This is a genomic window from Synechocystis sp. LEGE 06083, from assembly GCF_015207725.1.
GTDB lineage: Bacteria > Cyanobacteriota > Cyanobacteriia > Cyanobacteriales > Microcystaceae > Synechocystis > Synechocystis salina.
The window spans coordinates 1-13,113 of sequence record NZ_JADEWJ010000093.1; the positions used below are offsets into that span (position 1 = coordinate 1).

Below are 13,113 nucleotides of genomic sequence, written 5' to 3' on the forward strand. Positions count from 1 at the left end.
TTTGACAAAGTTTGCGGAGACAGGGGATGTTAATAAAGACCTACAATTTTATTTCAATTTTATTGCCCAGGATCAACAGAAAGAGTTACGGGAAGTATTGACCAAAGAAGTAGAGCTTGATCCTGTAATGATTTCTCGTTTTTTTAATACAAAAATGGGAGAAGAAATCTTAGCCCGATTAGGGGAAGTGATTAATATTCCCTATAAAAATAATGGTAAATATGCCATACGGGCAGCCCTTGTTCAGGCGGCAATGGAACCAGGGGGATTGTCTTCAATTAAAGTGCTACAAAAATTACCCACCAGCATACAAATTAATGGGGAGAAGGCTCTGGCATTGGCCAAGCAAGTTGACATGTTCATCTTGGCAACGGAAACTGCTGTGCAGGAATTGGCCACACTGACCGCTGAGGAGGCTGCGGAAGCTCCAGTCGTTAATTATGCCGAGTTACCTGACCTACGCCAGCCCGGCCCCTATGGGGTGGAAAAAGTCGTTTGGCACTTAGTTGACCCTAGCCGCGATCGCCATTTTTATGTTGATGTTTTTATTCCCAAGGGAGAGCCACAAGGTAAGATTTCGGTGTTGGCTTTTTCCCATGGTTTATCTTCCCGGCCCGAAGATTACGCAGTGGGTTTACAACATTTAGCTTCCTACGGCTATCTAGTTGTTGCCCCCCAACATCCCGGTAGTGACAATATCTATCTCCAGGAAATGCTGGAGGGCTATCATGGCGATATTTTTGATGTTAATGATTACATTAATCGCCCCAAGGACATTAGTTTTACTTTGGATGAATTGCAACGACGTAACCAATCAGAATTTGCTGGTCGTTTAGATTTAGAAAATGTTGGCATGGCAGGCCATTCCTTTGGCGGCTATACTGCTTTGGCGATCGCCGGGGCGGAAATAGATTTTGATAACTTACAAAAGGATTGTGATTCAGATTTAGCCAATTTAGACGTTGCCCTGCTGATGCAATGCCGAGCGCTAGAATTGCCCCGACAAACCATTTCCCTGCGGGATGAAAGGGTCAAAGCCGTGTTTGCGGCCAACCCAGTTAACCGCAGCCTTTTTGGCAGTAAAGGGTTAGCTAAAATTAACATTCCGGTTGTTTTTGGCTCCGGTAGTTACGACCCGGCGGCGCCCCCAGCTTTGGAACAAGCGGCATCTTTCACCTGGTTAACGGTGCCGGATAAATATTGGCTGCTAATTGAAGGGCAAGCCCACGTTAACTTTACTAAATTAGATCCGGGCATCAGTAAAGCCATTGATTCCACCGCCCACCTGGTTTTACCCAATCAAGACACCATTTATGACTACGTCATGGGTACAACCGTGGCATTTTTTGAAGTTTACATCCGTCAAGATCCCCAGGGTGCGGACAAATATCGCCCCTATCTCAGTTCGGCCTACGCAGAATATTTGAGTGGGCAGAATGAGTTTAAGTTGTATCTGGTGTCCGGTAAATCTGCCCCTAAAATCAGGCAAAAAATTGATGAGTTCCTGGCCCGGTACGGTGGATTCTCTCAGGATTAATCCTGTATGGTTAGAAAAGATCTTGATGCACCGTGGAATATTTATGAGTTGGATCCCCCCCTACCGCCCCCAACAATTGTCCCTGGGCCCCCTGGAGCAGGAAATTCTGGAAATTGTCTGGCAATTGGGCCAGGCCACGGTGAAGGATATCCACGACCGTATTTTGAGCGATCCTGACCGGGAATTGGCTTACTCTTCGGTGACTACGGTGTTGAACCGTCTGACTAAAAAGGGTTGGCTAGTGTGCCATCGCCAGGGTAAAGCCTTTATTTGGACGGCCAGGGTAAGCGCTGACCAGGCCAAGGCGGTGCAGTCCTACGAACAATTGCAACAGTTTTTGGCCATTAGCAACCCTGATGTGGTGGCCGCCTTTGCTGACAGTTTGGATACGGCTAGCATTGACCAGTTAACGGCGATCGCCGATCGGCTACGGGCAGCTCGGCAACAGCGACAGGAGGAAAAATAATGCACAGTATTCTGTTTCTCATGGCTGTGTTAATTGCGTTTGGCCTGCGCTGGGCAATTCGTTACTGGCCCGGCAAACTAGACTGGCCAGCGGCATTAATTTTCTTTGCCCTGCCCCCCATGCTTTTGATCAGTACCAGTGCGGCGATCGCCTGGATGGGCTGTGGTTGGATGTTTGGCTTACCAGTTAGCATGGGTAGCCATCTCTTGGCCTGGATATTTTTAGTTTGGACTGGGCTATCGGTGCTCTATTTGGCGGGGCAAACCTGGCAAACCCTGGGGGCGGTGCAGAAATACCCCATCAGCCATTGGCAAGGGCAAAAAATTCGTCTTTTGGAAACCGATTTTCCCTACAGTGCCCAGGTGGGGCTTTGGTCGCCGGAATTGGTAGTGAGCCAGGGGTTATTGCGCCTACTGACTCCAGAGCAGATAGAAGCGGTGTTAGCCCACGAAAGCGCCCATCTTTTTTACCGGGACACCTGGACATTTTTCTGGTTGGGGGCCCTGCGCCGTTTAACTTTTTGGTTACCGGAAACGGAATCCCTGTGGCAGGAATTACTGTGGCAAAGGGAATGCCGAGCCGATCGCCATGGCGCGAATCACTGTGACCCCCTGGTGTTGGCGGAAGCCCTCGCCCTAGTGGCCCAAAATGCCATGGTGGCCAATCCCCTGCCCCTGGGAGTACCCTTTGCTGGCCAAAAGGACCGCCTACTGGCTCGCATTGATCAATTATTGTCCTCTCCAGTGGCCCCTAGTTCCCATCGGTTCATTGCCTGGGGAGGGTCTTTACTCCTACTGGCGATCGCCGTTTTGCCCCTAATTTTAATTCCTTTACATATCAAATAATTTCAAGCCCCTGGGGCTGGATAAGGCTAACGACCATTGGGCTACTAGAAGTTCACACAACCTTATTTAATCTGTATTTAATTGGGAAATTTTTCAACATGGCCACCGCCTTAGAAATCAACCAACCGGCCCCCGCTTTCTCTGCTCCTAATGCCGCAGGCACAACGGTTTCACTAGGAGATTTTGCTGGGAAGTGGTTGGTGCTTTATTTTTACCCCAAGGACAATACCCCCGGTTGCACCACTGAAGCAACGGAGTTTAGTGCCAAGTTAGCGGAATTTACCGCCCTCGATGCTGTTGTGGTTGGGGTCAGCCCAGACTCGGAAAAAAGCCACAGCAAATTCATCGATAAGCATAATCTCACCGTTCAATTACTCAGTGACTCAGAGCATCAATTAGCGGCTTCCTATGGCGCTTGGGGACCGAAAAAGTTCATGGGTAAAGAGTATGAAGGCATTCTTCGTTCCACTTTTTTAATCGATCCCCAGGGAAATATTGCCCACATTTGGCCTAATGTGAGGGTCAAGGGCCACGTGGAAAAAGTGTTGGAGAAACTACAACAACTGAGGGGCGCTGATTAATTAATTGTTTATGCAAAAATCACTTTTGGGCAGGGAAATGCTCCAGACCTGGCAGAGTTTCGTCGTTGACCTAATTAACCGAATCAATTGTTATCAACGTCGATTGCTTGGTTGGTTAGCCCTGGGTTTGATTTGCTTCAGTCTAAACGCCTGTCAAAGCTCCCCGCCCCCCTTGGAATTTGCCCCCGATGGTGCAGTGGTACAGCAAGCAATTACTTTCCAACTCAATCGTACCCAAACTGCCCTTAGTCAACATTTAAACGCCCCAACGCCGGATTTTGAAATTAGCAAGATCAACGTCAAAAAAATCGAGGCGATCGCCGTGGATAACTTACCGGCCTATCACCTAACTGGGGGATATGATTTAAAACTGATTCTGCCCCGGCAAACGGTGACTCAAAAACAGAATCCATTTGATCTTTACCTACAGCGGCAAAGTGAAGGTAAAAGTTGGCGATTGTTAAAAAAAGACATTGATCCCCGCACCAACGAGGAGAAATGGGGGAGTTACCTAGTGGAGCTAGAAGCAACGGAGCCCGCAAGTTAACGAGTTGAAGTTGATAGGGGAAAAACCAAAATCCGCCTTGGGAAGACAGAATTAACCCTAGCTCTCCTCGCCATTAAGTGCTCAGGAATTTTCCAGCCATGTTTCCACACTTTTCACCTTTTCATCCATGGTTTGGGGGCGATCGGTGCGAGTACCGAAGCGCATGCTGGAAGTGATACGGGGGGCTCCGAGGGCATGGACCGCTTCGTGGCAGGCCTTGACTGCGGCAAAAACTTCGTCCCAATCCCCTTCAATGTTGGTGCCGTAGGCATGCATGGTATGTTTCAGTCCCGCTTCGGCCAACACTTTCTGACAGGCGGCCACATACTGGCCCACGGAAACCCCCACACCTAGGGGCACGACACATAAATCCACAATCACGTTCATAGCTTTTACTCGTCGGTAATGGCTAACGACAATCTCAAATTTCCCTAGATTTTGACACACTCCCGCCGTCAATTGGGGGGACAGGCTAGTTGTTGATATGGGCATTGGGTTAGAAGTCCCCTGAAACCATGGCCCACCAAGACTGAGAAAGTCCGCAACAAGTCGTTAAATTTCTGCGCTTGCATTGGCCTTATTCTGAAGGGATAAGGCTTAACCGAGGAGGGCTTGCCGTTATCAATCTCCATGGCACGGTGAGACTCTCCCTGAACCGATTCAAGGAACTCAATTATCATGCTTAGCAAAATTTTATACGCAGATTCTGGCACCAGCCAAACCCAAGAAATGCTCAAGGCCATGATGGATTTTCCGGCGGTGCAAAAGGCATCGATCACGATTTTGCACGTGGTTCCACCCCAAATTACCACGGAGGCATTCACGGAAAAATGGGCCGAGGGCGGTAAAATCCTGGCGGATTTGTTGGAGGATGTGGCCATCGAACCCAGTAAGGTTTCTACCATGTTGCGCCAAGGGGATCCCAAGGGGGTGGTGTGTGATGTGGCCAATGAAATTGATGCGGACCTAATTATTATGGGTTCCCGGGGCTTGAAGCGGTTGGAAGCCATTTTAGAAAATTCCGTCAGTCAGTATGTATTTCAACTGACCAACCACCCCATGTTGTTGGTGAAGGATGATATTTACGTTAAGCGCATTAAACGGGTCATGGTGGCTTTAGATAAGTCAGCGGCGGCGGAGTATGCGTTGGAATTAGCTCTGGAGCTTTTGCGAGACTATCCAGAAGGGGAATTAATCCTAGCCCGGGTGAACCCTGACCTCAAACCGGATCTGTTGCCCCTTTCCCGTCAGGAAATTGAGGAAAACCCCGTCCTGGCCCCGGCGATCGCCAAGGCAAAACGTTTGGGTATTGCCTACCGCTCCACCGTAACAGGGGGTAAGCCAGGGGAAAAACTATGTGAATTGGCCGAGGACTACAACGCTGATTTGTTGCTGTTGGGTTCCCCCGATCGCCGACCCTCCATTGCCAAGAGTTTGCCAGACTTGGACCGACTGTTGGGCACTTCCCTGTCGGACTATATTCGGGTCAATGCTCCCTGTCCGGTGTTACTGGCCCGCAAAGAAGGGATTTGAACCCCAGCAAGAGCGAAATATTAACCCACGCTTAAATCATCCATTGGGCAAAAAAAGGGGGCTGGATAGACTCCACCCCTGACTCTGTTCTGTTTGACAATGGTTAACCAAGGCTTAGCTTTCGCTCTGTTTACCGGTTTGAATAAACAGGATCAACAGGAAAACCGTTGGCACCAACACAAATAAAATACTTGCTATAAAGCCGAGATTATTAACTTGCATAGCCTAAACTGCCTCGATCTTAAATTTGGCTCAATACCCTACCTAGAATAGCATTGGTGGGTCATGGCCCTGGGGCAATGGCTGAGGGGCTGGCCAAACTTTTTGCTCCGCTTTCTTTACTTAATTTCACCATCATCCTCCTCCCACCATGGTCGCTATTATCTACAGCGCGGATTTTTTGCACCACGAAACTGGCCCCACCCACCCCGAATGTCCAGCTCGACTGACGGCGATCGTCACTGCGTTACGGAAGATGCCCGGGGCCAATTATCTCCATTGGCAAAGGCCTTCTCCAGTGGCGGGGAATTTAGACCCGTACATTCTTCGGTGCCATAGCCAAGAATATTTAAACAAATTGGCAAAATTAGCTGAGGAGGGCGGCGGTTCCCTCGATGTCGATACCCCTGTTTCTCCCCAGAGTTATGAGTTGGCTCGCTTAGCGGTGCGGGCCTGGCTGGATGGGGTTGACCATGCTTTAAGCCAACGGGAAGCGGCATTTGTGTTGGCCCGTCCCCCCGGTCACCATGCCATTCGCAATACAGGCATGGGTTTCTGCTTGCTCAACAGTGTGGCGATCGCCGCCCATTACGCTTTAACTAGGCCAGGGGTGGAACGGGTAGCCATTGTGGATTGGGATGTGCACCACGGCAATGGCACTGAGGCACTGGTGGAAAATAACCCCCACATTTTTTATTGTTCTTTGCACCAATTTCCCTGTTATCCCGGCACAGGGGCCGCAGGCGATCGGGGTAAACATGACAATGTGCTCAATATTCCCCTCAAACCAGGGGGAGATGGCCACGTTTATCAAGAGGCTTTTGAGGACAAAATTCTCCCGTTTTTACGAGAGGCAAAACCGGATTTACTGTTGGTGAGTGCTGGTTATGACGCTAACCGAGCCGATCCCTTGGCCTATATGAATGTAGCCCCGGAGGATTACGGCATGATGAGCCACTATCTAATGGAAATCTCTCCCTATCCGGTATTCGGACTAGAAGGGGGCTACCATCTACCGAGCTTAGCCAAATCCGTGGTGGAAACCCTCAAACCTTTATTATTTTGAGGAAGTTTGACCCGCAAAGTTTAGAATCCATGGATCAATTTTGGCCCTGTCGTTTTAACACTTTGGCTATATGGGGAACTTTCACTCAGTTTCCCTCCAAATTTGGGGGGCTAGGGGGGCTTTTCAAACAAACTTTTATATTCCCGTTTTCCTAAACTTCAGGAGAATTTTTGACAACAGCTAAGGTTTTTTCCCCTGGGACTCTCCCCAGTAACCCATCAACTTGTAAGCCAGCTTCGCTGTGGAAAATTCCGACACCACTGAGCCCGGCACCGGAGCCAACTCCATCAAGTCACAACCAATCACTTGCTTGGTTTGAAAAAGACGGCGGAAAAATTTTAACCCTTCATACCAACCTAGTCCCCCTGGTTCGGGAGTACCTACCCCCGGCATGAAGCCTGGATCAAAACCGTCCATGTCGATGGTGAGAAAGACTTTCTCCGTAGTGATGCTGGCGATCGCCTGGTCAATCCAATCAGGGTTATCAGCCATTTCCCTAGCCCAAAAGACAGGAATATTTTTTGCTCGAATTAGATCTGCCTCTTCCTGACAAATAGCCCGGATGGCGATCGGGAGAGTGGGTAAACCTAATTCCAACACCCGGCGCATCACACAGGCATGGTTATGTTGGGAACCTTCAAATTTGTCCCGCATATCTCCGTGGGCGTCAATTTGCACCACAGTGAAAGGCTCCGACGTTACCTTCTGCATAGCCCGCACTACCCCAGTGGTAATGGCATGCTCCCCACCGATCGCCACCACAAATTTACCGTCCTCCACAAAGGGGACAATACCGTCACAAACTTGGGTCACCATGGCATCCCCTGCCAAAGTCGGATGCTCATTGCTGTCTACCAAGGGAGCACAGGTGTAAATGCCCAAATCATGACAAGGGGAAGTATTCAACTCTTCATCGTAGGCTTCCAACTGGTCCGAAGCTTCTAGCACCGCCCCAGGGCCATACTGACAGCCCTTGCGGTAGGAAGTAGTGGCTTCGTAGGGAATGGGCACCACCACCACGGCGGCATCAGCATAGGGGGTAACGGATTCCGATTCCAGGAACTGTTTGGGCTGGGGGAAAATTTCGTGAGAACTATCCATCTATTTTTCTAGGTTATTTTGCCCTGCAATTACCTTGGCGGACTGGATTTTGTCTCCCTGTTTGATCTTCAGCACCTCGTCCATGCCCTGGGTGACGTAACCAAACACGGCATAATCACCGTCTAAAAATCCCGTTTCATCAGACAGGGTGAAATAGAACTGGGAAGAAGCGGAATCCGGCATTTGGGAACGGGCCATGGCCACTGCACCGCTTTTATGGGGCAACACCACGGGGGGACTGCTGTAGCCGCCCTGTTGTCCCACCGGTTGACCATACAAAGGCTCTTGCGGCGCATTCTCCACCGAAGGATCGATCTTAATTTCCAAAGGAATATTGCGGGGACGTTGGGTATTTTTATCCACATAGCCGCCCGTACCGTCACCTTTGGGATCTCCCCCCTGGGCCACAAAGCCATCCACTACCCTGTGGAAAGTTAGGCCGTTGTAGAAGCCCTGTTCCACTAGGTCAACGAAGTTACCGGCGGTGATCGGCGCATTTTCTCCGTCCACTTCAATGATGATCGGCTTGCCGTTAACCATCATTTCCACGGTGGCTTTGCCATTTAAGCGGGGCTTATAGTCCTTGTACTGGTCTGTGGCTAACTGGGCCACTGGGCCGTTGCTTTCTGTGGGGGAGGGATCTGCTGAAGAATTGGCAGATGGCTGATTGCAAGCAGTAAGCAAGATATTGACAACAAAAAAGATGCCCACAAACCAAGTGGCTCGGCTAATGTTCGGTAGAATCCGCATAAAATCTAATCTCCTAATAATCTCCGTAATTGCTAATGGGGACTGCTGTTATCTTTGTGCAAATCAGCCAACCTAGAGTCCCTTGCTAGGGATCTTAGTCCACCTCGATTATCTTCCAGAGTAAGTGCAGGTCAATTTAACACAGCACATACCCGGTTTCTGCCCTGGATTTGGTGCCTTTGATATTGGGATCTGGCTGGGGGAAACGGTAATTTACAAGCCTTCCAGGGGCACCCCTAGAAAGCGAGCTAACTCAGCCCCTTGGTTTTCCAACTGGGAAAGGGAAATGGGTTGCCCAGCCCTGGTGAGGGGAATGTCCCGTCGCTGTTTAACTTTGAGGTACAGGGAACGCTTAGGGTTAACACCTTCCTTAATTTCTGCTTTTACTGCCTGGACATCGGCAATTTTATTAACCAATTCAATGCGGCGATTTTTGCCGGGGAAACCCCAACGAAAAATGGTTACCTGCCCCGATTTTTTATTGAATTCGTTGTAACCACTGCCCACGTTCAGAGCCATGGTCAACCAGAGATAACCTGCCACTGTGCTGCCGGCCACACCGTAGAAAAGTAGGGCCACACCTTGGGGAATAAACTGCAGTCCGGTAGTGTCACTAACAATCAAAAGATTTTTGCCGAAGTAGCTAGAAAGGCCGGCCAACAGGAAACCAACACCGCCAATGGTGGAAATTCCAGCCCAAAAAAAGTTGCTGAAGCGGCGGGCTCCCAATACTTCTTGGCGCAAAATTTGGGAAGATTCTGCGAGCGTCTGTCCACCCATGTATTTCTCTAACTGATAATTACAACGAAACCAACCCTTGAATTTTACCCCATCAGGGCTAGGGGCTTGGCAGATGGGGCGATCGCCGGGAAGGAATTGTGTCTGGTTTGTCCCCAATTTTTGGTCAGGAGCGTTTTTCAAACAAGGTTAGAAGGAGGAATGCGGAGGCAATAACCTTTTTCATCTCCCCAACGCCCCTGGGTTAACCAATGGGGATAACCGTCTGTCCTCACTTGCACGGGGCCTAACTGTGCCAACTGCCGAGCCCGACGGTAATGGAAACTACGTTGGAGGCTGTGATCTAGTCGCTGGGCCAATGTTTGTTCTTCTCCGGCGATCGCCATCATTGCCGTAGGGGATAGGTAGAAAACGTAATGGGGTTGGGGCCCCGGCACTGGCACTAAGCAACGGAGACCGTCGCCATCGACCAAGGCGAGATCCCTCAAGGTTTGGTCCACAAATTCTTCGGTTAATTTCTCCCCCACCAAGTCACTCACCCGATCGCCCCTACCCACCAAAGCTAAGCAAGGAGTTTTAAGATACCAATGGGATACCTGCAGGCGATCGCCAAGGCGATAACGGTATAGTCCCCCCGGAGTGGAAATAATTAGTTGATAAATTTGACCTGTTTGTAGGTTAGACAAATCCACAATGGTGCCATCAGCAGCCATGAATTCCAACACAATTTGGTTCACCAAGGGCACAAATCCCCCAGCCTTGATTAAGGGAATGGTAATGGGAGCTTCCGTGGCTAATAGACCTTTTCCTTGGATAAATATTCCGGGAAAATAAGCTTGCAAAATCCCGGCCTGTTCCCTGGCAAATAGTTGATTCCAACAGGAAATCAGCTTTAACTGTGGCCAGATTTTTAACCAATTAATCGGCTCTGTTGCTAGAGCTTTCCGTCTGGCATCATCCAGGCGATCGCCAAGGGCTGCAATTAGGGCATGGCGGTTCTGAGTGATAAATGCTAATTGCACGGTCAAAAAAGTTGGACTCCAAAGGGAAATAATTTCTAAGTCTGGGTTTTGTAATAAAGCTAGGGCTAAAACCCAACGAAAAGTATCCCCGTCGGAAAAATGATTACCCACCCGCACTAAAAAATAACTACTAAGCCAGCGCAGAGGTCCCGTTAAATAATCCGTGTCATCAATGCCTCCAGGGCGATCGCCAAAGGTGGGAGAAATACAAGCATAGGTTTTGCCTGTGCGAAAATCTGGGCCATGGTGGAGCAAATCGTAGGCCCAAACAGCAAACATAAACGTAAACGCAGTTAGTAAACCATGGGTATAGGGAATTTGCTTACTGGCTCCAGAACTGCCGGAAGTTTGTTGCCAAGATCGAATTTTTTCGTTGGTAATGATTGATTGTGTAGGCGAAGTTTGCTGCTGTTCTAGCCAAGGAGAAAAATCTTCATAACTAACTATAGGAATAGCCGACCAGGGGGAATTTTTCGTGATGCCCAAAGATTGGCCATAATGGGTATGAATTAAGCGCTGAATAATTTTAATTTTCAATCGCTCTTGTTCGACTTCAGGCTGATGTAATGCGTGATTAAAACTATTAAAAGCTGGATGTAATAGATGCTTGCTCGTCCTCAGAAGAAAATTATGCATCAGAAACTGCCTAATTTAATCATTCCTTCTAACGAAGAGTCGGGGGGAAACTATTCCCTATTTCAAACTCTGCCAATAATTGTTAATAGCTAACAATGGGAATCCATTCAAAACTGTCCACAATGCCCTGGTAATAATCGTTGATCGTTTCCCGGGGATAGGGAGCAACGCCAGTTTCTTCATCGAACCACCGTTCATAAATCTCCACCGCTGTCCTCTGATCACTGATTACCCCCTCCATATATTTGAGCAGGCTATAATTCACCAAATTGCGCCAATCCGAATCATCTTTGGGCAATAAACAGGCATAGGCTTCGTACTGATAGGGAAAATTAGGCACCACCTTCCACTGTTGGGGATTGTCAGAAGTTTTTTTCAACCCGGCCAAAACAATGCCATCTCCGGCAAAGGCTTCAATTTCTCCAGCTTCGAGCTTGGCCATACCATCGGCTTGGTCTTCAACTTCGACGATGGTCGCCCCCGGCTGAAAATTAAGAATAGCTTTTTCGTTGGTGGTGTCGGCAATAACCCCGATCGCCCGACCAGCCAAGGAATCGGCGGACTCTAAATCACTGTCCACCCCGGTGATAATTTTGGTGCCATCGGCAAAGTAACTAACCGAAAAATCCACCATTGCTGTTCTATTCCAAGTGAAAGTGGAAGAAGCGCATTCTAAATCAATGGTTTGATCTTTAATCAAGTCAAAGCGGTTATCGGCGGTGGCTTCCACCATATTTAGCTTGATTGGCCTGCCTAGTCTGGCTTCCGCTTCCCGGCGAATTAATTCCAGCATATCGATGGAAAAGCCCACCCATTGCCCTTGGTCATCGACGTAGGCGAAGGGCACCGCATCCTTTCTGGTGCCGGCATTAATCACCCCCGTTTGTTCAATGCGATCCAATACTTCTCCGGCCCCACTGGGTAAGCCCACGGCTCCACTGAGTAATACGGACAAAGCTAAACAGGCAAATTTTTTCATGGGATCAGTTTCTAGCACCAATCCCCCAAGACTACGGAGGAGGCAATGAAGTTTCAATTAATTTGCGCCCTCAACCACATCGGCGGAGAGTTCTGATCAATGGCACACTAGAAAAAGAGAGTTAGGGCGGGAGTTGCGGATTCCTGTCACAGGGAATCTGAGGAAAGTCCGGGCTTCCCAAAGGCCAAACTTGCTGGGTAACGCCCAGTGCGCGCGAGCGTGAGGATAGTGCCACAGAAAAATACCGCCGTTACAGTGACCAGTGACCAGTGATCAGTCTAAACCCCTGATACCTGATAACTGATACCTGAAAAGGTAAGGGTGCAAAGGTGCGGTAAGAGCGCACCAGCAGTATCGAGAGGTACTGGCTCGGTAAACCCCGGTTGGAAGCAAGGTCGGAGGGGCAAAGGTTGGTCTTTTTCCTGCCCCATGATTGGTGGAACCGCTTGAGGAATTTGGTAACAAATTTCCCAGATAGATAACTCCCCCTGGGTGCCTCGCATCCTGGAACAGAACCCGGCTTACGACTAACTCTCTTTTTTCTTCTCCGCTGGCCAATTTGATGCTGTCAAAAACTATTCAGGAGGGTTCCGGTTGGCGCTGGGGCTTTGATCCCAATGGCGAGACTTTTCCTTTTTTACTGGGTTCAGAGGATTGGGCGTTGGAGTTGACCAGGGCAGAATTTGCTGACTTTAAGCGTTTAAGTCGGGAGTTGGCCGAGACTGTCACGGCGATCGCCGACCAGTTAATGGAGGAGGAAAAAATTTGTTGTGAACTGAGCAGTGAGTTAATTTGGCTAGAAATTGAGGGCTATGCCCATGCCTACGGATTGAGGTTTATTTTGCACCAGGGGCGTAAAGCGGAAGGGGGTTGGCCAGCGGCGGCGGTGCCAGCATTATTAAATAGTGTGCAGAGCTATGGCCCAGGGGAAACCTAAACCCAGGGTGCACGTCCAAAACCCAAGGGTGGAGGATGGATTTTTGACCTTAGCGTCCCAAAGAGATTGCCCGAATTCGCTACACTAGCTTTAATTGGGTTGACAATCTTCCCCTGCTTTCTTCCCTAGCTTGCCTGTTAGCGCTGATCGTTCGTC

At 49.2% G+C, this 13,113-nt stretch carries 15 protein-coding genes and 1 other RNA gene; 9 read left to right on the forward strand and 7 right to left on the reverse strand.

Translation table 11 applies throughout. The features are described from left to right. From IQ219_RS08985 to IQ219_RS09005, 5 genes are all read left to right on the forward strand, one after another. A partial coding sequence (locus IQ219_RS08985; protein ID WP_194072379.1) for an alpha/beta hydrolase occupies positions 1-1,537 on the forward strand: 1,537 nt, incomplete at its 5' end. 43 nt (positions 1,538-1,580) lie between these two features. Further along, positions 1,581-2,003 (forward strand): BlaI/MecI/CopY family transcriptional regulator, encoded by a 423-nt coding sequence (locus tag IQ219_RS08990; RefSeq protein ID WP_190598623.1) that lies wholly within the window; start codon positions 1,581-1,583, stop codon positions 2,001-2,003. Continuing rightward, a complete protein-coding gene (locus IQ219_RS08995; protein WP_194072380.1) occupies positions 2,003-2,848 on the forward strand; it encodes a M56 family metallopeptidase in 846 nt (281 codons plus the stop codon). Before IQ219_RS08990 ends, IQ219_RS08995 begins: the two co-directional genes overlap by 1 nt. 98 nt (positions 2,849-2,946) lie before the next feature. Continuing rightward, entirely contained in the window at positions 2,947-3,429 is a 483-nt protein-coding gene (gene bcp, locus IQ219_RS09000; protein WP_194072381.1) for a thioredoxin-dependent thiol peroxidase, read from the forward strand. Positions 3,430-3,439: 10 nt separating this feature from the next. After that, positions 3,440-3,976 (forward strand): hypothetical protein, encoded by a 537-nt coding sequence (locus IQ219_RS09005; protein WP_194072382.1) that lies wholly within the window; start codon positions 3,440-3,442, stop codon positions 3,974-3,976. Positions 3,977-4,057: 81 nt separating this feature from the next. Here IQ219_RS09005 and IQ219_RS09010 read toward each other — a convergent pair whose 3' ends face one another. Beyond that, on the reverse strand, positions 4,058-4,423 hold the full coding sequence (locus IQ219_RS09010; protein WP_010871336.1) for an MTH1187 family thiamine-binding protein: 366 nt from the start codon (positions 4,421-4,423) through the stop codon (positions 4,058-4,060). A gap of 231 nt (positions 4,424-4,654) precedes the next feature. Between IQ219_RS09010 and IQ219_RS09015 the strand changes: the two genes are divergently transcribed. Further along, positions 4,655-5,509: a universal stress protein gene (locus IQ219_RS09015; RefSeq protein ID WP_190598619.1), complete on the forward strand. Its 855-nt coding sequence runs from the start codon at positions 4,655-4,657 to the stop codon at positions 5,507-5,509. A gap of 114 nt (positions 5,510-5,623) precedes the next feature. Here IQ219_RS09015 and psbM read toward each other — a convergent pair whose 3' ends face one another. After that, positions 5,624-5,731 carry a photosystem II reaction center protein PsbM gene (gene psbM, locus IQ219_RS09020; protein ID WP_010871338.1) on the reverse strand — a complete coding sequence of 36 codons (108 nt, stop codon included), beginning with the start codon at positions 5,729-5,731 and terminating at the stop codon, positions 5,624-5,626. A gap of 148 nt (positions 5,732-5,879) precedes the next feature. On the opposite strand from psbM, the gene IQ219_RS09025 reads away from it, so the two are divergent. After that, positions 5,880-6,794 (forward strand): histone deacetylase, encoded by a 915-nt coding sequence (locus tag IQ219_RS09025; protein WP_194072383.1) that lies wholly within the window; start codon positions 5,880-5,882, stop codon positions 6,792-6,794. Positions 6,795-6,974: 180 nt separating this feature from the next. On the opposite strand, the gene speB is transcribed toward IQ219_RS09025, so the two are convergent. The 5 genes from speB to IQ219_RS09050 all read right to left on the reverse strand — a co-directional run bounded on the left by speB (position 6,975) and on the right by IQ219_RS09050 (position 12,020). Further along, positions 6,975-7,895: an agmatinase gene (speB, locus tag IQ219_RS09030; RefSeq protein ID WP_194072384.1), complete on the reverse strand. Its 921-nt coding sequence runs from the start codon at positions 7,893-7,895 to the stop codon at positions 6,975-6,977. Further along, positions 7,896-8,645 (reverse strand): peptidylprolyl isomerase, encoded by a 750-nt coding sequence (locus tag IQ219_RS09035; RefSeq protein ID WP_194019142.1) that lies wholly within the window; start codon positions 8,643-8,645, stop codon positions 7,896-7,898. It lies immediately after the preceding gene. A 213-nt stretch (positions 8,646-8,858) separates the two neighbouring features. After that, the gene (locus tag IQ219_RS09040) at positions 8,859-9,425 is read right to left on the reverse strand and encodes a photosystem I assembly protein Ycf4 (protein WP_190598615.1); all 567 of its coding nucleotides are present in this window, start codon (positions 9,423-9,425) and stop codon (positions 8,859-8,861) included. 137 nt (positions 9,426-9,562) lie between these two features. Further along, positions 9,563-11,041 (reverse strand): GH3 auxin-responsive promoter family protein, encoded by a 1,479-nt coding sequence (locus IQ219_RS09045; RefSeq protein ID WP_194019141.1) that lies wholly within the window; start codon positions 11,039-11,041, stop codon positions 9,563-9,565. Between the two features lie 82 nt (positions 11,042-11,123). Further along, positions 11,124-12,020 carry an amino acid ABC transporter substrate-binding protein gene (locus IQ219_RS09050; RefSeq protein WP_194019140.1) on the reverse strand — a complete coding sequence of 299 codons (897 nt, stop codon included), beginning with the start codon at positions 12,018-12,020 and terminating at the stop codon, positions 11,124-11,126. Positions 12,021-12,136: 116 nt separating this feature from the next. Between IQ219_RS09050 and rnpB the strand changes: the two genes are divergently transcribed. Both rnpB and IQ219_RS09060 read left to right on the forward strand, forming a co-directional pair. Further along, positions 12,137-12,560: RNase P RNA component class A (gene rnpB, locus IQ219_RS09055), an RNA gene on the forward strand. A gap of 22 nt (positions 12,561-12,582) precedes the next feature. Beyond that, entirely contained in the window at positions 12,583-12,957 is a 375-nt protein-coding gene (locus IQ219_RS09060; RefSeq protein WP_190598613.1) for a DUF1818 family protein, read from the forward strand. Positions 12,958-13,113: the final 156 nt, after the last annotated feature.

Coding starts and splice junctions, on each gene's coding strand:
- IQ219_RS08990 (WP_190598623.1), top strand. CDS start 1,581: ATGAGTTGGATCCCCCCCTACCGCCCCCAACAATTGTCCCTGGGCCCC.
- IQ219_RS08995 (WP_194072380.1), top strand. CDS start 2,003: ATGCACAGTATTCTGTTTCTCATGGCTGTGTTAATTGCGTTTGGCCTG.
- bcp (WP_194072381.1), top strand. CDS start 2,947: ATGGCCACCGCCTTAGAAATCAACCAACCGGCCCCCGCTTTCTCTGCT.
- IQ219_RS09005 (WP_194072382.1), top strand. CDS start 3,440: ATGCAAAAATCACTTTTGGGCAGGGAAATGCTCCAGACCTGGCAGAGT.
- IQ219_RS09015 (WP_190598619.1), top strand. CDS start 4,655: ATGCTTAGCAAAATTTTATACGCAGATTCTGGCACCAGCCAAACCCAA.
- psbM (WP_010871338.1), bottom strand. CDS start 5,731: ATGCAAGTTAATAATCTCGGCTTTATAGCAAGTATTTTATTTGTGTTG.
- IQ219_RS09025 (WP_194072383.1), top strand. CDS start 5,880: ATGGTCGCTATTATCTACAGCGCGGATTTTTTGCACCACGAAACTGGC.
- speB (WP_194072384.1), bottom strand. CDS start 7,895: ATGGATAGTTCTCACGAAATTTTCCCCCAGCCCAAACAGTTCCTGGAA.
- IQ219_RS09035 (WP_194019142.1), bottom strand. CDS start 8,645: ATGCGGATTCTACCGAACATTAGCCGAGCCACTTGGTTTGTGGGCATC.
- IQ219_RS09040 (WP_190598615.1), bottom strand. CDS start 9,425: ATGGGTGGACAGACGCTCGCAGAATCTTCCCAAATTTTGCGCCAAGAA.
- IQ219_RS09045 (WP_194019141.1), bottom strand. CDS start 11,041: ATGCATAATTTTCTTCTGAGGACGAGCAAGCATCTATTACATCCAGCT.
- IQ219_RS09050 (WP_194019140.1), bottom strand. CDS start 12,020: ATGAAAAAATTTGCCTGTTTAGCTTTGTCCGTATTACTCAGTGGAGCC.
- IQ219_RS09060 (WP_190598613.1), top strand. CDS start 12,583: ATGCTGTCAAAAACTATTCAGGAGGGTTCCGGTTGGCGCTGGGGCTTT.